Origin of the sequence: Streptomyces sp. MBT53, from assembly GCF_016654115.1 — a bacterium.
GTDB lineage: Bacteria > Actinomycetota > Actinomycetes > Streptomycetales > Streptomycetaceae > Streptomyces.
In genome coordinates, this window is the sequence record NZ_JAEQAZ010000104.1 from 1 (window position 1) to 21,420 (window position 21,420).

19 protein-coding genes are annotated in these 21,420 nt (G+C 68.9%); 10 read left to right on the forward strand and 9 right to left on the reverse strand.

Translation table 11 applies throughout. The annotated features are described in order from the left end of the window. Positions 1-143: 143 nt before the first annotated feature. The 3 genes from JHN45_RS31545 to JHN45_RS31555 form a co-directional block, all read right to left on the reverse strand. Positions 144-1,304, reverse strand: coding sequence for a uroporphyrinogen-III synthase (locus JHN45_RS31545; RefSeq protein ID WP_200711904.1), 1,161 nt, complete (start codon positions 1,302-1,304; stop codon positions 144-146). A 127-nt stretch (positions 1,305-1,431) separates the two neighbouring features. Continuing rightward, positions 1,432-2,787 carry a NarK/NasA family nitrate transporter gene (locus JHN45_RS31550; protein WP_201052125.1) on the reverse strand — a complete coding sequence of 452 codons (1,356 nt, stop codon included), beginning with the start codon at positions 2,785-2,787 and terminating at the stop codon, positions 1,432-1,434. 153 nt (positions 2,788-2,940) lie between these two features. Then, positions 2,941-4,179 carry a PQQ-binding-like beta-propeller repeat protein gene (locus JHN45_RS31555; protein WP_201052127.1) on the reverse strand — a complete coding sequence of 413 codons (1,239 nt, stop codon included), beginning with the start codon at positions 4,177-4,179 and terminating at the stop codon, positions 2,941-2,943. A gap of 143 nt (positions 4,180-4,322) precedes the next feature. Between JHN45_RS31555 and JHN45_RS31560 the strand changes: the two genes are divergently transcribed. Next, positions 4,323-4,979: a hypothetical protein gene (locus JHN45_RS31560; RefSeq protein WP_307783243.1), complete on the forward strand. Its 657-nt coding sequence runs from the start codon at positions 4,323-4,325 to the stop codon at positions 4,977-4,979. A gap of 19 nt (positions 4,980-4,998) precedes the next feature. On the opposite strand, the gene JHN45_RS31565 is transcribed toward JHN45_RS31560, so the two are convergent. Beyond that, on the reverse strand, positions 4,999-5,457 hold the full coding sequence (locus tag JHN45_RS31565) for an ATP-binding protein (protein ID WP_201052129.1): 459 nt from the start codon (positions 5,455-5,457) through the stop codon (positions 4,999-5,001). Positions 5,458-5,686: 229 nt separating this feature from the next. Between JHN45_RS31565 and JHN45_RS31570 the strand changes: the two genes are divergently transcribed. The 3 genes from JHN45_RS31570 to JHN45_RS31580 all read left to right on the forward strand — a co-directional run bounded on the left by JHN45_RS31570 (position 5,687) and on the right by JHN45_RS31580 (position 7,237). After that, positions 5,687-6,538: a helix-turn-helix transcriptional regulator gene (locus JHN45_RS31570; protein WP_200711908.1), complete on the forward strand. Its 852-nt coding sequence runs from the start codon at positions 5,687-5,689 to the stop codon at positions 6,536-6,538. Positions 6,539-6,550: 12 nt separating this feature from the next. Beyond that, positions 6,551-6,742, forward strand: coding sequence for a DUF397 domain-containing protein (locus JHN45_RS31575; protein ID WP_200711909.1), 192 nt, complete (start codon positions 6,551-6,553; stop codon positions 6,740-6,742). A gap of 126 nt (positions 6,743-6,868) precedes the next feature. After that, the gene (locus JHN45_RS31580; protein ID WP_201052131.1) at positions 6,869-7,237 is read left to right on the forward strand and encodes a DUF3592 domain-containing protein; all 369 of its coding nucleotides are present in this window, start codon (positions 6,869-6,871) and stop codon (positions 7,235-7,237) included. Positions 7,238-7,274: 37 nt separating this feature from the next. Here JHN45_RS31580 and JHN45_RS31585 read toward each other — a convergent pair whose 3' ends face one another. From JHN45_RS31585 to JHN45_RS31605, 5 genes are all read right to left on the reverse strand, one after another. Further along, positions 7,275-7,712: a DUF4240 domain-containing protein gene (locus tag JHN45_RS31585; protein WP_201052133.1), complete on the reverse strand. Its 438-nt coding sequence runs from the start codon at positions 7,710-7,712 to the stop codon at positions 7,275-7,277. Positions 7,713-7,757: 45 nt separating this feature from the next. Then, the gene (locus JHN45_RS31590; RefSeq protein WP_201052135.1) at positions 7,758-9,044 is read right to left on the reverse strand and encodes an acyltransferase; all 1,287 of its coding nucleotides are present in this window, start codon (positions 9,042-9,044) and stop codon (positions 7,758-7,760) included. Continuing rightward, positions 9,041-11,170, reverse strand: coding sequence for a glycosyltransferase (locus JHN45_RS31595; protein WP_236584326.1), 2,130 nt, complete (start codon positions 11,168-11,170; stop codon positions 9,041-9,043). Before JHN45_RS31595 ends, JHN45_RS31590 begins: the two co-directional genes overlap by 4 nt. A gap of 104 nt (positions 11,171-11,274) precedes the next feature. After that, positions 11,275-12,147: a hypothetical protein gene (locus JHN45_RS31600; RefSeq protein WP_201052137.1), complete on the reverse strand. Its 873-nt coding sequence runs from the start codon at positions 12,145-12,147 to the stop codon at positions 11,275-11,277. A gap of 419 nt (positions 12,148-12,566) precedes the next feature. Continuing rightward, positions 12,567-13,535 (reverse strand): LysR family transcriptional regulator, encoded by a 969-nt coding sequence (locus JHN45_RS31605; protein ID WP_200711914.1) that lies wholly within the window; start codon positions 13,533-13,535, stop codon positions 12,567-12,569. Between the two features lie 84 nt (positions 13,536-13,619). Between JHN45_RS31605 and JHN45_RS31610 the strand changes: the two genes are divergently transcribed. The 6 genes from JHN45_RS31610 to JHN45_RS31635 all read left to right on the forward strand — a co-directional run bounded on the left by JHN45_RS31610 (position 13,620) and on the right by JHN45_RS31635 (position 21,318). Beyond that, entirely contained in the window at positions 13,620-14,789 is a 1,170-nt protein-coding gene (locus JHN45_RS31610) for an MFS transporter (protein ID WP_200711915.1), read from the forward strand. A 217-nt stretch (positions 14,790-15,006) separates the two neighbouring features. Then, entirely contained in the window at positions 15,007-16,275 is a 1,269-nt protein-coding gene (locus JHN45_RS31615) for an ABC transporter substrate-binding protein (protein WP_234468334.1), read from the forward strand. Further along, the gene (locus JHN45_RS31620) at positions 16,272-17,231 is read left to right on the forward strand and encodes a carbohydrate ABC transporter permease (RefSeq protein ID WP_200711917.1); all 960 of its coding nucleotides are present in this window, start codon (positions 16,272-16,274) and stop codon (positions 17,229-17,231) included. Before JHN45_RS31615 ends, JHN45_RS31620 begins: the two co-directional genes overlap by 4 nt. Next, complete coding sequence (locus JHN45_RS31625; protein ID WP_200711918.1) at positions 17,228-18,052, forward strand: carbohydrate ABC transporter permease; 825 nt, start codon at positions 17,228-17,230, stop codon at positions 18,050-18,052. Before JHN45_RS31620 ends, JHN45_RS31625 begins: the two co-directional genes overlap by 4 nt. Before the next feature lie 15 nt (positions 18,053-18,067). Next, complete coding sequence (gene yicI / locus JHN45_RS31630; RefSeq protein ID WP_200711919.1) at positions 18,068-20,308, forward strand: alpha-xylosidase; 2,241 nt, start codon at positions 18,068-18,070, stop codon at positions 20,306-20,308. Continuing rightward, complete coding sequence (locus tag JHN45_RS31635; RefSeq protein ID WP_200711920.1) at positions 20,308-21,318, forward strand: LacI family DNA-binding transcriptional regulator; 1,011 nt, start codon at positions 20,308-20,310, stop codon at positions 21,316-21,318. Before yicI ends, JHN45_RS31635 begins: the two co-directional genes overlap by 1 nt. Positions 21,319-21,420 lie beyond the last annotated feature (102 nt).

A 21,420-nucleotide genomic window follows, 5' to 3' on the forward strand; every position in this document is an offset into this window, starting at 1 on the left:
CTGTGACCCCGCTCCTCGAACGCCGGACGGGCTGACTTGCAGCCCGTCCGGCGTTTGAGGACGAGGCCCCTTCAGGGCCGATCGGGGGTCTGGGGGCGGAGCCCCCGGGAACGCCCGCATCGACACCCCGCACAAACCCCTGCTCAACCGTCGGAGTACTTCTCGTCCGCCGCCGGATCCAGCGCCAGCCGGTACCCCCGTTTCACCACCGTCTGGATCAGCTTCGGCGCGCCGAGTGCCGTACGCAGACGTGCCATCGCCGTTTCTACGGCGTGCTCGTCGCGCCCGGCGCCGGGCAGGGCCCGCAGGAGTTCCGCGCGGGCGACGACCCAGCCGGGCCGGCGGGACAGGGCACGGAGCAGGGACATACCGGCCGGCGGAACGGGCCGTAGCTCGCCGTCGACCAGGACCGCGTGGCCACGGATCTCCACCCGGTGGCCCGCGACGGGCAGGGTGCGGGCACGGGCGGGGAGTTCCTGGCAGAGGAGCTGGACGAGCGGGCCGAGGCGGAAGCGTTCGGGCTGGACCGTGGTGATGCCGTGGTTCTGGAGCGGGAGCGCGGTGACGGGGCCGACGCAGGCCGGGAGGACGTCGTGGTCCAGGGCGGCGAGGAGTTCGGGCAACAGGCCGCGGGTCTCGGCGCGGGAGAGGAGCGACGCGGCGGCCGGGGCGCTGGTGAAGGTCAGCGCGTCCAGGCCGCGCGAGACCGCCGCGTCCAGCAGCCGGTCCACCGGGGCGATGTCCTCGGGCGGCATCCACCGGTACACGGGGACCACCACGACCTCCGCTCCCCCGGCCCGCAGGGATTCGACGAACCCGGGCAGCGGTTCACCGTGCAGCTGTACGGCGACCCGGCGGCCGTCGACGCCCTCCTCCAGGAGCCGGTCGAGCACCTCGGCCATGGACTCGGAGGACGGTGACCACTCCTCGGTGAGACCGGCGGCCCGTACCGCGCCCTTCACCTTGGGCCCGCGGGCGAGCAGCTCCACCCCGCGCAGCCGGTCGAGGAGGCCTTCGCCGAGCCCCCACCCGTCGGCGGCCTCGACCCACCCGCGGAATCCGATCGCGGTGGTGGCCACCACGACGTCGGGCGCCTGGTCGATCAACTCCTTGGTGGCGGCGAGCAGTTCGCTGTCGTCGGCGAGGGGCACGATGCGCAGCGCGGGCGCGTGAACGACCACCGCGCCGCGCCGCTGGAGCAGGGCCCCCAGCTCGTCGGCGCGGCGTGCGGCGGTGACGCCCACGGTGAATCCGGAGAGGGGGCCGTGGGGCGCGCTCTCCGGTCGCTGCGGTTGTTCGTCCATGTCTCTCGTCCCGAACGTAGTCGTGCATGCAGTCGTGCAGGGGGTGGTGCGGCGGTGCCTACATGACGAACGAGCCTGTCAACGGTGCGTGACAGGCTCGGTTCGACTTCATGTCGACAGTGTTACGTCACACCTCGGCATAGCTGAGCTGCGGCTTCGCCTCCGATGCGGAAGCTTTGGCCTGCGCCTGTGCGGTCGGGCGGCGAAGGTATACGGCCCAGGTGACCGCGAAGCAGAGGCCGTAGAAGGCGAGGAAGGCGACGAACGCGCCGGTGCCGGAGCCGTAGGAGAGGAAGGACTGCCGGAAGGCGAGGTTGATGCCGACGCCGCCGAGCGCGCCGACCGCCCCGATGAGCCCCATGGAGGCCCCGGAGAGCCGACGACCGTAGGCGGCAGCCTCATCCCCTTCGAGCCCCTTCGCGAGGGCCTTGGTCTGGAAGATGCCGGGGATCATCTTGTACGTCGACCCGTTGCCGAGCCCGCTGAGCACGAACAGGACGATGAAGACGGAGACGAACAGCGGCAGCGACTTCTGCATGCTGGCGACGAGAAGTACGGCGGTGGCGGCGGCCATGGCGACGAAGTTCCACAGGGTGATCTTCGCGCCGCCGTAGCGGTCGGCGAGCCAGCCGCCCACGGGGCGGATGAGCGAGCCGAGCAGCGGGCCGATGAAGGTGAGGTACGCGGCCTGCAGCGGCGTACGGCCGAACTGGACCTGGAGCACCTGCCCGAAGGCGAACGCGTATCCGATGAACGACCCGAACGTGCCGATGTACAGGAACGCCATGATCCAGGTGTGCCAGTCCCGGGCGGCGTCCTTGGCGGCGCCGGTGTCGTTCTTCACGGAGGTGAGGTTGTCCATGAAGAGGGCGGCGAGGGTGGCGGCGATCAGGATGAGCGGGATGTAGATCCCGAGCAGCACGCGCGGCCCGCCACTGGCCCCGATGATCGCGAGGGCGATCAACTGGATCACAGGAACCCCGATGTTGCCGCCCCCGGCGTTGAGCCCGAGGGCCCACCCCTTCTTCCGCAGCGGGAAGAAGGCGTTGATGTTGGTCATGGAGGAGGCGAAGTTGCCGCCGCCGATACCGGCCAGCAGGCCGATCCAGAGGAAGGTGTCGAAGGAGGTCCCCGGCTTCATCACCACGAACGCGGCGATGGTGGGGATGAGGAGGAGGCTCGCGGAGACGATCGTCCAGTTCCGCCCGCCGAAGACGGCGACCGCGAAGGTGTACGGCACCCGGACGACCGCGCCGACGAGCGTGACCATCGAGGTCAGCAGGAACTTGTCGGCCGGGGTCAGCCCGTACTCCGGGCCCATGAAGAGCACGAGCACGGACCACAGCGTCCAGATCGAGAAGCCGATGTGCTCGGAGAGCACGGAGAAGAGGAGATTGCGACGGGCGACCTTCTCTCCGGTCTCCCGCCAGAAGGTCTCGTCCTCCGGATCCCAGTGCTCGATCCACTTGCCAGTGGCTGTCATGACGCCTCCACGGTCCACTACGGGGTAACGAGCGGTTTGTCTTCCAAGGGCTGCATCCCGAAGGTAGGGACGGCGGATTTCCACGCTGTGGCTGTGAGTGACCGGAAGGGAACGTTGCTCTCACGAGCGGGGGAAGCGCACGGTGAGGTGTCCTCAGGGCAGCACGCGCCGACCGGTCTCCACGTCGGCGCAGTACAGCCGGATCTCCTTGCCGTTCCGGCTCCGGGCCCTGAACAGGAAACGGTCGCCGTCGAGCGGCACCGGCAGGACCTCCGGCCGGACGGTGTGCGAAGCCCACAGCACGCGACCGTCCCGCAGCACGGCCATCCCGTCCTTGCCCGAGGCGAGCACATACCCGGGCCCGGCGGTGAGGTACTCCGGCTCCCGCACGGTCATCTTGTACGGGCCCCGCAGCCTCAACCGCCGCAGGCCACCCCGTGGGTCGACCTCGGCGACGTACAGCCGGCGATCCCAGCAGAGGGCGTAGATCCAGTCACCGACGCACAGCACTCTCATGAAGGAGCCCCGTTGCAGCCACCCCAGCTTCCAGCTCTCCGACACCTCGGCCCGGTCCAGACCCGCGTACTCCAGCAGCCGGACCCGGCGCCCGGTGGTCCCGTAGAACAACGCGCGCCCACCGTCGACGAGTTCGGGGTGCCCCCACCTGTACCTCTGGGCTTCCCTGGGGAACCGGGTCTCGGCGAGTTGCTCGCCGGTGTCCGAGGCTCCTACGACGAGGCTCTTGGGCCCGTAGGGCCTGCCGCGCCAGGAAAGGAAGACGGCCGCGTCCTCGACAGCTTCTCCGGCCCGGCGGAGCAGCTCCCCCTCCCCTCCGCTCCAGATCTCGTCACCGCTACGGCCGTCCAGCGCCCGCAGCCGGCCCGCGCCCAGAATCACCCGCTCCCCCCGCACGACGAGCTCGTCGATCCGCTCGAACTCGTCCTCCCACAACGTCTTGCCGCTGAGCGCGTCGACGCCGGCGATCGATCCGCGTTCCTCGGGCGTGCCGTTCCACACGACGAAGGTCGAGTCACCGACGGCGACAACGGCGCACAGGGCACTCTCGCGGCGGGTCCAGCGCATCCTGCCGGTGGCCGCGTCCAGCGCGGTGAAAGCATCGCGCTCCGTCTCCTGCCTCTGCCTTACGGGGACGGCGACCACGGCACCGGCGACGGCCACATACGGCGGCCACACCTCCGCGACCTCGCGACTGCACCAGCGCACCCGCCCGCTGCCGGCATCGAGAGCGGCGACGCGCTCACCCGGCACGGACACGTACACCGTGTCGCCCTCCACAACCGGATGCCCCACCCCGGCGCCCTTGGCCCGCAACGTCCACAACCGCCGCTCCGGGTCCACCGCGACACTCAACGGCCCTCTGTCGTCGGCCACTTGTCCCCCTGGGTCGGTGGCGATCGTGCGGGTCAGTATGCGATATCCGGTGCTGCGGCCTGCGCGGTCGGTGTCAGGGGGTGGAGTGAAAAAAGTGTGCCACTCTGCGCGAAAGTGCCCCACTTCCGGGGGACCATCCCCCTGTGAGTACGCTCGCGCGGGTGACGTCAGGGCTGTGGCAGTCGGGGTTGCGTGACTGGTACGGGCCCGGGACCCCGATCGTCCAGCGGGTACGGGGTTACCGGCCGAACCGGCGCGGAGAGATCAAACTGGTGCGCTGGCTGCGCGTCGGCATCCTCAGGGGCCTGTCCTGTGGCGCCGCCGGTTTCGCCTTGTACATCCAGTTGGACACGGTGGGCCTCGCACGGGACCGTGCCTTCATGTGTGCCATAGCGCTGGCAATGGCGTCGTGCCTGTGGCGGGGCTCGCTGATCAGGGTGGTGCTCCGGCCTGGCGAGATCGTGCGCTTCGGTGTGCTGCGGCACGTGGTGGTGCCCTGCTCGGCGGTGAAGAGGCTGCACCGCGACTTGTTCCGGGGTGTCCTTTCCCTGGAGACCCACGACGGGGAGAACGTCGACTTCGCGTTGTTCGACGGTTCGCTGTGGGACGCGTTCTACGACTTCTCCAGCGTCTGCGACCACGCCATGCAGGCGCATGTGCGGGCGGAGTCGAAGGCCGGGCTGCTACCGGGGCCGGCCAGGCTTCGGCGGTACTTCACCTGGTCGGTCGTCGCTGATCCGTTGGCTGTCGGCGCCGTTTTCTTCGCCGGTATCGGCCTGTACCTGACGGCGCGTGGCTGACGGACCCGGCCCCGGACCGTCAACGGGCGCAACGGCCGCCCACTTCGAACCACAGCAGCTTTCCGGCTCCCCGGTCCAACAGCCCACCGTCACCGATCGGCCAGCCGCCCCAGGAGCTGGCGTACGCCCGCACGAGGTGAAGCCCACGCCCACTGTCGGCGTCGAGCGGGGGAGGCGGAAGCCGCTCGCCGGGTCGCTTGTCGAAGGGTGCGGGGATATACGGGTTCGAGTCCCAGACACCGACCCGCAGCCGTCCGTCCCCGAGGGCGGTGAGACGCAGGGAGGCGGGACCCCTCGCGTGCCGGTACGCGTTGGTGACGAGTTCGGACGTCAACAGCTCGACCACGTCCAGGACTTCGGACATCCCGTGCCCGTCGAGGGCGGCCCGTACGGTCATACGTGCGACGCGTGCGGCTCGGGGGTCGTGCGGTAGTCGAAGGGCGTACACCCAGGTGGCGGGCGGGGATACGGTGACCATGGCTGACTCCGGGAGGGGGTGACGGACTCGGATTCGCTCAACGGCCGCGCCGGGCGGTGGCAGTGCCGTGGGTGCGGTGCGCTTCCGGCTTATGGGCGAGGCCAGTTGGGCGGTACGGGACTACCGTAGAGCCGCATGGGAGATAAATCTCCCGAACTTGAGAGATGTACCTGTAATTACCTCGTGTGAGCTACACGAGCGCCGCGTCGCGGCCCGAAGCGGAGGTGCTGTGCCGCCCACCAACAACCCCACCCTGCGTCAACGGCGACTCGGTACCGAGCTGCGCAAACTCCGCGAACGCGCCGGGCTCAACGTCACGCAGGCCGCCGCCCGCCTGGGCGTCAACCAGGGACGGGTGAGCATGATCGAGACCGGCCGCAGCGCCCTCAGCGCGGACCGCGTCCGCAGCATGACGCGCTCGTACGACTGCTTCGACGACCAACTCATCGACGCCCTGGCCGAGATGACAGGCCGACGCTCACGCGGGTGGTGGGAGGAGTACCGCGACAACCTGCCCGTCGGCCTCATCGATCTCGCCGAACTGGAGCACTACGCGACCGCACTGCGCGTGGGACTGGTCGTCCACATCCCCGCTCTGCTGCAGACCACCGATCACGCCCGGGCCCTCGCCAAAGAGGCGGTGCCGCCCCTGCGGCAGTTCGAGATCGAGCACCGGGTGAGTCATCGCGTCAAACGGCAGGGCATCCTCTACCGCGACACTCCACCCCCTTACACGGCCGTGATCCACGAGGCCGCACTGCACATGGGATACGGCGGCCCCGCCACGGTCCGTGGCCAACTCGACCACCTGCTGGACATGAGCGAACTGGACCACGTCACCGTGCGGATCATCCCGTTCGGGAAAGGCTCCTTCCCCGGCACCGGGCAACCCATCGACTACCTCATGGGCGCGGTCCCACAGCTCGACACCGTCCAGTTGGACGCTCACCACGGGTGCGAATTCCTCGACGCCGCTTCGCAGTTGGACAAGTACCGTCACGTCATCGACCGGATGGAGGAGAACGCCTTGAAGCCTGAAGCGTCCCGCGACCTCATCCACCGCATCAGCCAAGACATCTGAAAGAGTCGCACGATGCCCAACCACGTCTGGCAGAAGTCCACTTACAGCCCCGACGCCTCCAACTGCGTCTACATCGCCGCCGCCCCCGCCGATGTCATCCGCCTCCGCGAGAGCGACGCCCCCAACACGATCCTCACCACCACACCCGCCGGCCTACGGCACCTCATAGACACGCTGAAGTCCCGCTCCCCCACCGAGATGTAGCCGCCCCGAACTCCCACCCGAGCCACCATCGACAGCGGCGATCATGCACGGCAACATGCAATATCGGACGGCCGGGGGCACTCGCTGTGCACGTTCTTTGACCCGGCAGACGGAGGGACCCCGGTGGTGAGCGACGTATTCGTCTTGTTGATCCTCTCGATGGCGCCCCTCGGCATGGGCATCCCCACAGTGCACACGTTCCGGAAGTACCGGGCGGCTCTGCGGCTCAAGGCATCCGGCGTCGAGACGACGGGCCTGTGCACCTTGCTCTCGTCGCGCGAGGACTATGTCTCAGTGCACTTCTCGTACACCGCCGCGGACGGCACGGAACGCGACGCGGTTTCGTCCCCGATGCGGTACCAGTCCCTGTCGCCTGGCGACACCGTCACCATCGTGTACGTCCCCGACTCACCCGAAACAGCGGAACTCGCAAGGGACTTGGAAGACGCGAGGAAGGACCACCGTCACATCCTGTGGTTCGCCCTTTCCTGGTGACCCGCTGCCGAGGCGGAAGGGACGGAGGCCTGAGGGGCTACGCGTCGGCCCATCCCTCAGTGTTCGAGTAGGACTCGTAGGAATAGCGCGTGCTGCGATCCCACTCCTCACCCGTGATACGGCCGTACGCCTCGTCCGGCACGTAGAGCAGCCTCTCCGCCCAGATGAGGTCTTCGACGTAGGGAGTGAAAAGCCGGGGATCGTGGAGCGTGGCTTCGTAGGCTCCACGGCCTGCGGCAACAACGGCTGCGCGGGTGTAGAGAAAACTGTCCCCCGACAGGCCGTTCCTGTTGCCGTACTCCCTGCGGTCCAGTCGGTGGAGGGCCCAGGAGAGTTGCTCGGCGAAACCGACGACCGTTGCCAGTGGCCCGGCGGAGAGACGGTGCGTCAATGCCGCCGCCAGTTGTTCGGCGTCCGGGTCGGGCGTGGGTGGTGTGCAGTCGTCGATGAGCTGCCAGAAGGTGTTCTCGTGCATGCGCTGAGCATGACGCAGGCCTGTGACAGTCCCAGCGCGCCGGTTTCAGCCCCTCCGCCGACTCCCCCCACCACTGCCCCCGTTGGGCCACAACCTCGGCCCCCGCTTCGCGGCAATGTCCTCGATCCACCCGAACGCCAGGATCGCCACCGCGATCAGCGGCCAGATCAGCAGGAACATCAGGAAGGTGTCCGCCTTGTCGAGCAGCGCGGTCGCGCTGTCGCTCTCCATGAAGGGCAGGTTGTACAGCTGGTCGATGATCGGGACCGTGGCCATGATGAGGAGGTTGTGCCACAGGTAGATCGTGACGGCGCGGTTGTTGGAGAGGGTCACCAGCTTGTCCCAGCGGGCCAGGCGGCCCGGCAACTCCTGCCAGGACGGGGCGTATTGGAGCAGGATGACCACGATCCCGAAGGACCATGCCGCCTGTGCCAGCGGGATGTCGTTCAAGTCCCAGCCGTCCGGGCCCAGATGACCCGACGCCCACCACAGGCCGAAGCCCATGATGACGGTCGCGCCCGACACCGCCAGATAACGCGGGACCTCCTTCAGCTTCCCCTCGTGGTGGGCGAAGCCCAGGACCCAACAGCCGCCGTACACCGCGAAGTCGGACACCGCGTTGCCCGTCTCGCCGGGGATGGTCACCAGGCCCGTGCCGACAACTGCCGTCAGCAGCAAGGGCGCCAGCAGCGTCGCCCACGGAACCCGCCGGAACGCCCACAGCAACAGCGGTGACGCGATCACGAACCACAGGTACGCCCGCAGGTACCAGAGCGGCCCCGCCGCCTGGTCCGCCCACGTGCTCTCCAACAGGCCCGATTCGGAGCCCAGATGCTCGGGGTACGGCGGTGCGCCGAACGGCACGAGGTAGTCGAACACCTTCGCCGCACCCCACCAAGTGCCGCCCAGGTCAGGGTCCTTGAGCGGGTTCCAGCCCATCGTGAACATCAGCACCAGGACCACCGCGCTGAACGCCCACAGCGGGGGCAGCAGTCGCCGTAGCCGACCCTTGATCACGCCCAGCGCGGGGCGGTTCAGCGAGCGGGCCATCAGGGAGCCCGCGAGCGCGAACATCACGCCCATGGAAGGGAACAGGACCGACAGCCAGGCCCAGCCGAAGAGGTGGTAGACGACCACCCGGACGAGGGCGATCGAGCGGAGGAGGTCGAGGTAGCGGTCCCTGCCGCCACCGCCCGCCTTGGGCTTTGCCTTAGCCGGGTCCGGCCCCGGCGCCAACTCCGGTTCCTGTTGCCGCTGTTGGGGATTCCCGTAGGCCGGCGTCGACTCGGGGCCCGTACCCGTCCCCGCCGTGTATCCGTGTCCGTGCGTCATGCGACCGGCCTCCGATCGTCACTGCCGTTGCGGCTGCGTTGGGTCGGTACCGGACCGCCGGGCGCCTCCACGACCCCCGTGCGCCGCAGCTTCTGCCATCGCAGGCGGCCTCCGGTGAGCGCGGTGATCCAGGACTGGAGCAGTACGACGTACATGAGTTGGCGGTAGAGGATCTGCTGGAGAGGGAGCGAGACCAGGTGGGTCATGCGTTCGCGGTCCAGGCGGAACGCGTACGCCGCGCAGAACGCCTGGATGGCGAGGACGCCCAGCCAGGCCAGGAACGTCTTCTCCGTCGGGCCGAACACCAGGCCGTAGAGCAGGAACACGTCGATCAGCGGGGCCAGGATGGGCGCGACGACCATGAAGAGGGCCACCAGCGGCAGGCCGACCCTGCCGAAGCGGCCGGACGGGCCCCGGTCGAGCAGCGCGCCCCGGTGCTTCCAGATCGCCTGCATCGTGCCGTACGACCACCGGTAGCGCTGGGACCACAACTGCTGCACCGTCTCCGGGGCTTCGGTCCACGCGCGGGCCTTCTCGGCGTAGACGACGCGCCAACCGTCCCTGTGCATCGCCATCGTGATGTCGGTGTCCTCGGCGAGCGTGTCGTCGCTCATGCCGCCGACCCGCTCCAGCGCGCTTCTCCTGAAGGCCCCCACGGCGCCCGGGATCGTCGGCATGCAGCGCAGGACGTCGTACATCCGGCGGTCGAGGTTGAAGCCCATCACGTACTCGATGTGCTGCCAGGCACCGATGAGGGAGTCCCGGTTGCCGACCTTGGCGTTGCCGGCGACGGCGCCGACGCGCGGGTCGCCGAAGGGCTGCACCAACTCCCGTACGGTGGCCGGTTCGAAGACCGTGTCGCCGTCCATCATGACGATGAGGTCGTGACTGGCGTTCGCCAGACCGCGGTTGAGGGCGGCCGGTTTGCCCGCGTTGACCTGGCGTACGACCCGGACGTTCGGCAGGAACATCGCTTCCACGATTCTCGCCGTGCCGTCGGCCGAGCCGTCGTCGACGACGATCACCTCGACGGGGTGCTCGCTCGCCATCAGTGAACGGACCGTGTTCTCAATGCACTTGGCCTCGTTGTACGCCGGGACGAGGACCGTGACCGGTTCGGTGACCGGTGGGCCCCACGAGAAGCCCTTGCGGCGCACCCGGCGGGCGTGGAGCACGGAGAGCAGGAGCATCAGCCCGAAGCGGGCGATGACCAGGGACCCGGTGATCGCCAGACCGACCACCAGGATGTCGGTGATGTTGTCCGAGGCCTGGACCAGGAAGATCCACGCCTTGCCCTTCCACAGGTCGACGCCGGTGACCGGGGTGAGCGCGCTGCGGGCACCGAGCGCCTCGGTGAGGTTGTCGAACTTGTAGCCCTTGGCCTGCATCTCCGGCAGGAACTTGTCGAGCGCCTGCACGGTCTGGTGGCGGTCGCCGCCGGAGTCGTGCATCAGCACGATCGCGCCCTTGCCTGCGCGCGGGGTCGCGTTGCTGATGATCTTCGCGACTCCGGGCTTCTGCCAGTCCTCGCTGTCCGTGTTGTTGACGGCGGTGAGGTAGCCGCGGGTGCCGATGTACTCGGTCACCGGCCAGGACAGGTTGTCCATCGCGTCGGCGGAGGACGAGTACGGCGGCCGGAACAGTGACGTCCGGATGCCGGCCGCGCCGGTGATCGCGAGCTGGGTCTGCGACAGCTCCCAGTCGATGCGCTTCTTGGACTGGAAGGAGAGGTCGGGGTGGCTGAAGGTGTGCACGCCGACCTCGTTGCCCTCGTCCACGATGCGTTTGACCAGCTCCGGGTAGCGCGAGGTCATGGTGCCGGTGACGAAGAAGACGGCGTGCGCGTGATGCTTCTTCAGCACGTCCAGGACCTTGGGCGTCCAGGTCGGGTCGGGGCCGTCGTCGAAGGTCAGGACGATGTCGCGGTCCGGCACGTCCAGACTCGTCGTACGGCCGCTGCGGGTGTCGATGACCGGGCCGCCGTCGAGGATCTTCTCCGGCACCTTGTTCGTCGCCGCCTCGGGGCGGATGCGGTGGTCGGCAAGGATCTCGCTGTGCACATAACCGCGCAGCATCAGCATCGCCAGCATCGCGACGAGAAGCAGCATCGGCAGCAGGAACCGCATGGACAGGCGGCGGCGCCGGGAGCCGCGTGCCGTTTTGGGTATGCCTCCGTGACGGCCGCCCGGGGCCGTGTTCGTGGCGGCGGGGCGGCGGTTGTGCGATGCCATCAGACGATGTGCTCCGGGGTCGTGGACGGTGCCGGTGCGGGCGCCGGTTCGGCGGGCGCGGCCGGCCCCTGGGCCACGGGCGACGGGCTGCTCGGGCCGTCGGCGACCGTGCCTGTGCCCCCACCCCCACCCCCGCTCACGGTCGGGCTCGGCGTCGGCGACGCCGGGGCGCTCGTACTGCCCGTCGGTGTGCTCGGGCCGGACGACGGAGTCTCCTGCGGATGCGAGGGCTGTACGACGGGATTGCTCACGCTCCCGCCGACCGGCGCCGACGCGCTCTTGCTCGCGGACGGCTTGGCGGACGCGGACGTGGTCGCCTTGCTGCCGGGCGCCTTGGACGCGCCGCTCGCGCTCGCACTGGCGCCCGGCGACGGTGTCGTACCGTCACTCGCCGTGGGAATGTTCCCCGGCGCCACGCTGCCGCTGCCGCCGGACGGCCGACCCGACTCGGCGGGCAGCGGCGAGGTGTCGACCTTGCCCGCGGGCGGGTCGTCCTTCTGCCCCGGCACCGGGAGCCAGGGCGCGTCCGAGCTGCCGGACAACAGGGTCACGACGATGACGACGGCGTAGACCGCGCAGGCGATGCCGATGGCCATACCGATCCGACGGTACCTACGGCTACGGCGACCGGACGCGTCGACGAACACGGGCCCGTCGGAGCCGTCCTGACCGGCGCCCTTCGCCCCTGGATCGCTTCCCGACTCCTCGGCGGGCCCGTCGAGTTGGACGGTCACCTCGTCGGGATCGTTCGCCGCGGCCGCACCCCAGGGATCGGCCAGCGCGCCGGAAGGCCCGATGGGCGAACCGGCGGGCGAACCGATGGGCGAACCGGTGAGCGGCCCTGCCGGCCCCTTGCGTACCCCCTTGGGCACGACGGGCCAGGACGACCCCGCCCCCGACCCTGCCCCCGGCGGTCCGGACTGCTCGTTCCGTATCCGACCGCCGGCGTGACTGGCACGCCCACCGTGCCGGCCGTGCCGACCACCCTCAAGGAGTTCCGACCCCCTGGCCGCTCCGACCGCTCCGGTCTCCGGGAACGCCTGGGCCTCTCCGCCTACGACCGGTACGTCTCTGGTCGCGGATGCGGCTTGGGGCCATTCCGGTTGGGTGTCTTCTCGCCACTTTTCCACGCGCACGCACATCCCCCCAAGGACTGTTCCGAGAGCGCAAACGACCCCGAGCACACGCCGTCGAACCGGTCCCCCACCGGCTCCCGCGCCCCCTGTATCACACCGTGCTCAGGCCCGAACGTAGCGTAGTGAGACTCCACATGTGCCAGGATGCGTAATTTCTACGTCTTTAGCATGTCCACGTCCATGGCCGGAATCCACCCATCCCCGGGTCGCCGCAACCACCCCTCGGCGCCACCGATCTCCACCGCAGCCCGTCGAAGCGCGTCGAATCCGGGGTGCACCAGCCCCTTTCGCCACACGAGCGACACAGACGACAGGGGCACCGGCTTCACCAGGGGCCGCACCACACTCCGAGGCATGGCCGGAAAGCCCACTACAGCAAGAACCGGGTTCCGCATCCGCCCCATCACCCGTTCGAATTCCTCTTCTCCTACGGCCATCGGGGCGGGCGCCGCAATCGTGATGTCACGCCCCGCGAACAACCGCCGCGCGAGATCCGTCCACTCCGGGGTCCGCGGATTCCCGGCCCCCGCGTACACGGTCTCCCCCTTGAGCGCGTCCACCGGCACCTCCGCGAGCGACGCCAGCCGGTGGTCCTCGGGCAGGACGACCGCCATCGGCTCGTACCGCACGAGTTGATGATCGAGCCCGGCCCGCAGCACCCGGTCGAGCCCGGCGAACCGTCCGAACGACACGTCGAGCCGCCCCGCCAGCAACTCCCCCGCCGCACCCGTCAGTCCGCTCTCGTAGCGGGCCATCAGTTCATGCTCCGGGGCGAGTTCACGGGCCCGGTGCAGCACCCGGCGCCCGGTACAAAGCCCCGGTGAGTTCAGATCCACCAGCAGGGGCCGGGCCTGCCGGAACGCGGCGAGCAACTCGTCCTGCGCGGCCAGCACCTGCCGGGCGTACGGCACCAGCCGCGCACCGTCCGCCGTCAGCGTCACCTGCCGCGTGGTCCGCACGAACAGCTCGGCCCCCAACTCCCGCTCCAAGCGCCGCACATCACGACTCAGCGCCTGCTGGGCGACGTAGAGCCGGGCGGCGGCACGGGTGAAGTGCAGTTCCTCGGCGACGGCGAGAAAGGCGCGGAGGAGTCGGGGGTCCACGTGGGCCGGTGTCCAGGACATCCGGCGAACTTACAACGCAGGTGCGTGAATCGGCGCGGAACAGGTGTTGGACCCCTTGATCGTCCGGGAGCGACGGTGGGAGACATGTACCGCCACCTCTTCTCCCTCCCCGGCACCCGCGCCTTCACCGCCGGGAACCTGATCGCCCGCCTGCCCGCGGGCATGTTCAGCGTGAGCGCGGTCGTGATGATCGCCGGTTCACGGGGCTCGTACGCCCTCGCCGGAGCCGTCACCGCGACCGGCCTCGCGGCGACAGCGCTCGTCGGCCCGTGGCTCGCGCGCCTGACCGACCGCCACGGCCAGGCCCGAACAGCCGTACCGGCAACGGTGGTTGCGGTCCTCGGCTCGGTGGCCCTCGTCCTCTGTGCGCGCTACGGCGCCCCCGACTGGACCCTGTTCGCCGCGTACGCGGCCACCGCGACGACCCCCAACACCGGCGGCATGTCCCGCGCCCGCTGGGCCCATCTCCTCGCCGGCGACACCGAGGCCCTGCACACCGCGAACTCCTTCGAGCAGGCGGCCGACGAGCTGTGCTTCATGCTGGGCCCGGCGCTCGCCGCCTTCCTGTGCGGCACGTTCTTCCCTGAGGCGGGGACGCTGACCGGGGCGGTGCTCCTGCTCACCGGCATCCTGATCTTCACGGCACAGCGTTCGACGGAGCCCCCGCCGAGACCGGCCCCGAAGGGCGGTCCGCCCCTGCGCGTGCCCGGCATCCCTCCCCTCCTCGCCGGCTTCGTGGCGACGGGCGCGGTGTTCGGTTCGATGGAGGTCGCCACGCTCGCGTACGCGAACGCGACGGGTCACCGTGCGGCGGGCGGTGCGGTGTTGGCACTCCAGGCGGCCGGTTCGTGCGCGGCGGGCCTGCTGTACGGGAGGCTGAGACCGACGGGGGCGCCGGAACTCCGGCTGCGGTGGTGCCTGTTGGCGATGAGCGGCCTGATGACTCTGCCGCTGCTGGCAGCGAGCACGTTGGGCTCACTACCCGCGTTGGCTGCGTCCTTGCTGCCGGCGGGCATGGCAACGGCCCCGACGATGGTCACCGCGATGACCCTCCTCCAACACCGCACGCCGGAAGACCGGTTGAACGAGGGCATGAGCCTGGCGGTGACGAGCTTGCTGCTGGGAATCGCGTGCGGTGCGGCGACGGGCGGCTGGACAGCGGACCACGCTTCACCAATGTCGGCATTCTGGCTGCCGGTTGCGTCAGCAACAACGGCCCTCGTCATCGCAGCACCGACCAGGGCAGTTCCTTGAGGGGCGCGGGGCTGTATCGATGTGCGGCTCCGCCGCGTGGGCGCGACCAGCCCGCACCGACCCGCACCCGACCCACAACTCGTCGAACCGCTTGCGCCAATCTCCGCCTACCCCATTGACGCATCACCACCGCCTACATACGTTCCTTCATCGAAGCGCTTCGACACCCATCCGACTCCCCCGGAGGCCCTGGATGTTGACGACCCGAAAGCGAACGATGACGGCCGCAGTGATCGTGACGGGAGCCCTGCTCCTCACGTCCTGCGGCAACTCGGACAGCGGCAGCTCAGACGGCAAGACCCTGAAGCTCTGGCACTACGAGGGCCCCGACAGTGCGATGGGCGTGGCCTGGAACGAGGCCATCAAGGAGTTCAAGGCCCAACACCCGGGCGTGAAGGTGAAGTTCGAGGAGAAGGGCTTCGAGCAGATCCAGAAGACGGCCCCGATGGTCCTCAACTCCTCCGACGCGCCGGACGTCATGGAGTACAACAAGGGCAACGCGACCGCCGGCCTGCTGTCCAAGCAAGGCCTGCTCACCGATCTCACCGCCGAGGCCAAGGCCCGTGGCTGGGACAAGAAGATCCCCGCGAGCGTCGGCACGACCGACCTGTACGACACCAACGGAGTGATGGGCTCCGGCAAGTGGTACGGCGTGACCGACTACGGCGAGTACACGATGGTCTACTACAACAAGGACCTCTTCAAGAAGTACAAGATCGCCGAGCCGAAGACGTTCGACGAACTCACCGCCGCCATGGACCAGTTCGTGGCGAAGGGCGTCACCCCGCTAGCCAACGCCGGCGCCGAGTACCCGGCCCAGCAGTACCTCTACCAGCTCGCCCTCTCGAAGGCCGACCGCTCCTGGGTCGACAAGTACGAGCTGTACAAGGGGAAGACGGACTTCCACGACCCGGCCTGGACCTACGCGGCGACCACCTTCGCCGACTGGGTGAAGAAGGGCTACATCGCCAAGACCTCCAGCTCCACCAAGGCCGAGGACGCCGGTGTCTCCTGGATCCAGGGCAAGACACCGATCCTGTTCTCCGGCAGCTGGTGGTACGGCCGCTTCCAGACGGAGGCCAAGTTCGACTGGGGCACGACCCTGTGGCCCGGCTCGAACCTCACCCTCGGCTCCGGCGGCAACATCTGGGTCGTCCCCAAGGGCGCCAAGAACAAGCAACTCGCCTACGACTTCATCGACATCACCCTGTCGAAGAAGATCCAGAACCTGATGGGCAACAAGGGCGGCATCCCGGTCGCGGCCGACACCTCCGCGATCACGGACCCCAAGTCCAAGGAGCTCATAGCCAACTTCAACACCCTCACGGCCCGCGACGGCCTCGCCTTCTACCCCGACTGGCCGGTCCCCGGCTTCTACGACGTCCTCGTCTCCGAGACCCAGAAGCTGATCACCAGCAGCGAGAAACCTGACGCCTATCTCAGCAACCTGCAGAAGGCGTACGACAAGGGCGTTCCGTCGACATGACGGTCACCGTCGAGAAGGGCGCGCGGGCCGGCACCAGCCACCACACCACCGGCCCGCGCCGCCCTCGCCCCCGAAACTCGTACGCCCTGTTCCTGCTCCCCGGCGCCCTCGCCGCGCTCGCCGTGATCGTCGTCCCGTTCCTGATGAACACGGTCGTGAGCTTCACCAGTTGGCAGGGCATCGGCGACCCCAAGTGGACCGGCCTCGCCAACTACCGTGACCTGCTGGACGATTCGGAGTTCTGGGCGTCCTTCCGGCACAGCCTGTTCATGGTCGTGGCGATGGCCGCCGTACCGACGATCGTCGGACTCGTCCTGGCCGCCGCCCTGTTCGACTACATCGGCAAGCACTTCGGCAGCCGTATCGCCTCGGTCCTCCGCGCCTGCTTCTACCTCCCGCAGGTGCTCCCGATCGCGGTCGCCGGCATCGTCTGGAGCTGGATCCTCGCCCCCGACAACGGCTCCCTCAACACCCTCCTGAAAGCAGTGGGGTTGGGCTCGTGGCAGCAGGACTGGCTCGGCGACCCCGACATCGCGCTCTACAGCGTCATGGGCGTCATGGTCTGGGTCCAACTCGGCTTCCCACTCGTGGTGTTCATGGCCGGCCTGCAACGCGTCGACCCCCAGCTCTACGAGGCCGCCGAACTGGACGGCGCCGGCTGGTGGCGCCGCTTCTGGCACATCACGCTGCCGCAGATCCGCCCCGAGATCTACGTCGTCCTCACCTGGTGCACGATCGCCGCGCTCAAGGTGTTCGGCGCGGTGTACGTCCTCACGAAGGGCGGCCCGGGCGGCGCGACCGACGTCCCCTCCTACTTTTCCTTCACCACGTTCTTCGAGAAGACCCAGGTCGGCTACGGCGCCGCGATCTCCACGGTGCTGACCGTGATCATCCTGGTGCTCTCCCTCGCCTTCCTCAAACTCCAGACCCGCGCGGAGGAAGGTGACCGCGCATGACGACCGCCCTGCGCCGCTACCCGGTGCTGATCGCCCTGTGCATCGCCGCCCTCTTCATGGTCGTCCCGTTCCTGATCGTCCTGATCAACGCCGTGAAGTCACCGGCCGAGTACTCCGAACACGGCCCGCTCAGCCTCCCCAAGGGCCTCTACCTGGACGGCCTCAAGGACTTCTGGCAGCGCGTCGACTACGGCCAGAAACTCTTCAACTCCGTTCTGATCAGCGGCTCGGTGGCCGTCCTCGCCGCCGTCCTCTCGGTCCTCAACGCCTACGCGATCGGCATCGGCCGTATCCGGGGCCGCACATGGGTCCTGGCCTTCTTCGTCCTCGCCAACATGCTGCCGCAGGAGGCGCTGGTCTACCCGATCTACTACCTCAGCAAGCAAGTCGGCCTGTACGACACGAGGTTGAGCGTCATCATCGTGTTCACGGTGATCCAGGCGGCGTTCGGCACGTATCTGCTCTCGTCCGTGCTCGGCCAGTTCCCCCGCGAGATCATCGAGGCGGCCCGGATCGACGGCGCCAACAAGTGGCAGGTGCTGTGGCGGATCGTGGTCCCGGTCAGCCGCCCCACGATCGGCGTCCTCCTGGTCTTCTTCTTCATCTGGACCTGGAACGAGTTCCTGCTCCCCCTGGTCATGCTGATCTCCAACGACAACCAGACCGTGTCGGTGGCCCTCGGCGTCCTCCAGGGCCAGCGTCTGATGGACGCCACGATGACCAACGCGGCCGCCCTGCTGGGTGTGTTGCCCGCCATCGTCTTCTTCCTCGTCTTCCAGCGGACCCTCACGCGCGGCATCGCCGTAGGTGCCGTCAAGTAGTAAGGGGACCCCCACATGAAGTTCACCGACGGCTACTGGCTGCTGCGCGAGGGCGTCACCGCCGCCCACCCGGTCGAAGTCCTCGATGTCACCGCTCCGGACGGCGCGTTGGAGATCCACGCGCCGACCGTCCCCATCCGCCACCGCGGCGACCTGCTGAAGGGACCGGTCGTGACGATCAGCACCCACGCCCCGATGCCCGACGTCATCGGCGTCACCTTCACCCACTTCGAGGGCGAACAGCCGCGCGGCCCCCAATTCGACGTGCGGACACAGGACTTCGCCGTTCACACGTCCTACGACGACGAGCGCGCGACCCTCACCTCCGGCGCGCTGTCGGTCCAGGTGGCGCGCACCGGGCCCTGGCACGTCGACTTCCTCGCCCACGGCCGGACCCTCACCAGCAGCGGCCCCAAGGGCATGGGCATCATGCGGGACGCGACCGGCGCCCACTACCTCCGCGAGCAGCTGGGGCTCCAAGTGGGCACTTCCGTCTACGGACTCGGCGAACGCTTCGGCCCGCTCGTCAAGAACGGCCAGGTCGTCGACATGTGGAACGCCGACGGCGGCACCGCCACCGAACAGGCCTACAAGAACGTCCCCTTCTATCTCACCGACGCGGGCTACGGCGTCTTCGTCGACCACCCCGGCCGGGTCTCCTTCGAGGTCGGCTCGGAGGCGGTCTCCCGGGTCCAGTTCAGCGTGGAGAGCCAGCAGTTGACGTACTACGTCATCTACGGCCCGACTCCGAAGGACATCCTCCGCAAGTACTCCGCCCTCACCGGCCGCCCGGCGCTCCCGCCCGCCTGGTCGTTCGGCCTGTGGCTGTCGACGTCGTTCACCACCTCCTACGACGAGGAGACGGTGACATCCTTCATCGAGGGCATGCGAGAGCGTGAACTCCCGCTCTCCGTCTTCCACTTCGACTGTTTCTGGATGCGCGAGTTCAACTGGTGCGACTTCCAGTGGGATCCGCGGGTCTTCCCCGACCCGGAGGGCATGCTCGCCCGGCTGAAGGACCGCGGGCTGCACATCTGCGTCTGGATCAACCCGTACATCGCGCAGCGCTCGCCGCTCTTCGCCGAGGGCAAGGCGCTCGGGCATCTGCTGCGCCGGCCGGACGGCAGTGTCTGGCAGTGGGACCTGTGGCAACCGGGCATGGCCCTGGTCGACTTCACCAGTCCGGCCGCCCGCGACTGGTACGCCGGAAAGCTGGAGGCGCTCCTCGCACAGGGCGTCGACTGCTTCAAGACCGACTTCGGCGAGCGGGTCCCCGTCGACGTCGCCTACGCGGACGGCGCGGACCCCGAGCGGATGCACAACTACTACACCTACCTCTACAACCGCACGGTCTTCGACGTCCTGCGCAAGCACCGGGGCGAGGGCGAAGCGGTCGTCTTCGCCCGCTCGGCCACAACGGGCAGCCAGAAGTACCCCGTTCACTGGGGCGGCGACTGCGAGGCGACGTACGAGTCGATGGCCGAGTCCCTGCGCGGCGGGCTGTCGCTCGGCCTGTCCGGCTTCGGCTACTGGAGCCACGACATCGGCGGTTTCGAGGGCACCCCGACCCCCGCCCTCTTCAAACGCTGGCTGGCCTTCGGCCTGTTGTCCTCCCACAGCCGTCTGCACGGCAGCTCCTCCTACCGGGTCCCGTGGCTCTTCGACGAGGAATCCGTGGACGTACTACGGCAGTTCACCCGCCTGAAGCTGAGCCTCATGCCGTATCTCTACGAGACCGCGCGCACCGCCTCCGCCGAGGGCGTGCCGATGATGCGGGCGATGGTGCTGGAGTTCCCGGAGGATCCCGGGTGCGCGCACCTGGAACGGCAGTACATGCTCGGCAGCGATCTGCTGGTCGCGCCCGTGTTCAGCGATGACGGCGACGTCTCGTACTACGTCCCCGAGGGCACCTGGACCCACTACCTCACCGGCCGTACGGTCACCGGGCCGCGCTGGGTGCGCGAGAAGCACGGGTTCGACAGCGTGCCGCTGCTCGTCCGGCCGGGTGCGGTGATCCCGGTCGGCGCGGTGTCCGACCGGCCCGACTACGACTTCGCCGACGGGGTCACCCTGCGGGCGTACGGCCTGGAGCGGGGCGCGCAGGTGACGGTACCGGTCGGCGACGTGACCTTCACCGTCGTACGGGAAGGGGACACGCTGCGGGCGTCGTGCAGCGATCCGTCCGTGGCGTGGGCGCTGGCCGCCGGGGAGCGGTCGAGGTCGGGCAGCGGGTTTCTGACCTTGGAGCTGGGCTGATGGTGAAGATCACCGATGTGGCGCGGCACGCCGGGGTCTCCCCCAGCACCGTGTCGTACGCGCTGAGCGGCAAGCGTCCGATCTCCGAGGAGACCCGGCAGCGCGTCGAGGAGTCCATCCGCGAGCTGGGCTACCGGCCGCACGCCGGTGCCCGCGCCCTGGCCAGCAGCCGTTCCAATGTGCTGGCCCTCGTCATTCCCTTACGCACCGGCATCCATGTGCCCGTGGTCATGCAGTTCGCGATGTCGGTGGCGACCACGGCCCGGCGCCACGACCACGACGTGCTGCTGCTCACCCAGGAGGAGGGCGAGGAGGGGCTGCGGCGGGTCGCGGACACGGCTCTCGTGGACGCGATGATCGTGATGGACGTCCAACTGAACGACCCCCGACTGCCGTTGCTCCGCTCGCTGGACCGGCCGTCCGTGCTGATCGGCTTCCCCGCCGAGGCCGACGGGCTGACCTGCATCGACCTCGACTTCAGGGCGGCCGGTGAGCTGTGCGTGGAGCGGCTCGCGGGGCTCGGGCACCGGGTCGTCGCCCTCGTCGGGTCACCGCCCGAGGTGTACGTCCGCCGAACCGCCTTCGCCCAGCGGGTCGTTCAGGGCTTCACGGCCGCCGCGCACCGCAACGGGCTCATCTCCTGCGTCCACCCGTGCGAGCCTGCGCCCGCCGCGGCAGCCGCCGTGGCCGAACAACTGCTGCGCGAGCAGCCCGCGTTGACCGGAGTCGTCGTCCACAACGAACCGCTCCTGGAACCCCTCGTCGACGCCTTCGAGCAGTTGGGCCTGCGCGTCCCCGGCGATCTCTCGATCACCGCGATCTGCCCCGACGAACTCGCGGAGTCCGTACGGGTCCCGGTCACCTCGGTCGCGCTGCCCGCCGCCGAACTCGGTTCCAGGGCGGTTGAGTTGCTGATGAAGAAGCTGGGCGGCAAGACCGTGCCCGACGCAACGCTGCTCGCACCCCGGCTGACGGAACGCGCGAGCACGGCACCGCGCCACGCGCCCTGACGTTCACAACGCCCGCATGCAAGGCCCTACTTGAAGGAGCCGCGACATGAAAGGCAAGAGAAGAAGTCAAAGAACAGGCCACAGAACAGGCCACAGAACCAC

Excerpts from the sequence above, each read along its gene's own strand:
- JHN45_RS31545 (WP_200711904.1), bottom strand. The coding sequence starts at position 1,304 with ATGGACGAACAACCGCAGCGACCGGAGAGCGCGCCCCACGGCCCCCTC.
- JHN45_RS31550 (WP_201052125.1), bottom strand. The coding sequence starts at position 2,787 with ATGACAGCCACTGGCAAGTGGATCGAGCACTGGGATCCGGAGGACGAG.
- JHN45_RS31565 (WP_201052129.1), bottom strand. The coding sequence starts at position 5,457 with ATGGTCACCGTATCCCCGCCCGCCACCTGGGTGTACGCCCTTCGACTA.
- JHN45_RS31575 (WP_200711909.1), top strand. The coding sequence starts at position 6,551 with ATGCCCAACCACGTCTGGCAGAAGTCCACTTACAGCCCCGACGCCTCC.
- JHN45_RS31585 (WP_201052133.1), bottom strand. The coding sequence starts at position 7,712 with ATGCACGAGAACACCTTCTGGCAGCTCATCGACGACTGCACACCACCC.
- JHN45_RS31590 (WP_201052135.1), bottom strand. The coding sequence starts at position 9,044 with ATGACGCACGGACACGGATACACGGCGGGGACGGGTACGGGCCCCGAG.
- JHN45_RS31595 (WP_236584326.1), bottom strand. The coding sequence starts at position 11,170 with ATGCGGTTCCTGCTGCCGATGCTGCTTCTCGTCGCGATGCTGGCGATG.
- JHN45_RS31605 (WP_200711914.1), bottom strand. The coding sequence starts at position 13,535 with ATGTCCTGGACACCGGCCCACGTGGACCCCCGACTCCTCCGCGCCTTT.
- JHN45_RS31610 (WP_200711915.1), top strand. The coding sequence starts at position 13,620 with ATGTACCGCCACCTCTTCTCCCTCCCCGGCACCCGCGCCTTCACCGCC.
- JHN45_RS31615 (WP_234468334.1), top strand. The coding sequence starts at position 15,007 with ATGACGGCCGCAGTGATCGTGACGGGAGCCCTGCTCCTCACGTCCTGC.
- JHN45_RS31620 (WP_200711917.1), top strand. The coding sequence starts at position 16,272 with ATGACGGTCACCGTCGAGAAGGGCGCGCGGGCCGGCACCAGCCACCAC.
- JHN45_RS31625 (WP_200711918.1), top strand. The coding sequence starts at position 17,228 with ATGACGACCGCCCTGCGCCGCTACCCGGTGCTGATCGCCCTGTGCATC.
- yicI (WP_200711919.1), top strand. The coding sequence starts at position 18,068 with ATGAAGTTCACCGACGGCTACTGGCTGCTGCGCGAGGGCGTCACCGCC.
- JHN45_RS31635 (WP_200711920.1), top strand. The coding sequence starts at position 20,308 with ATGGTGAAGATCACCGATGTGGCGCGGCACGCCGGGGTCTCCCCCAGC.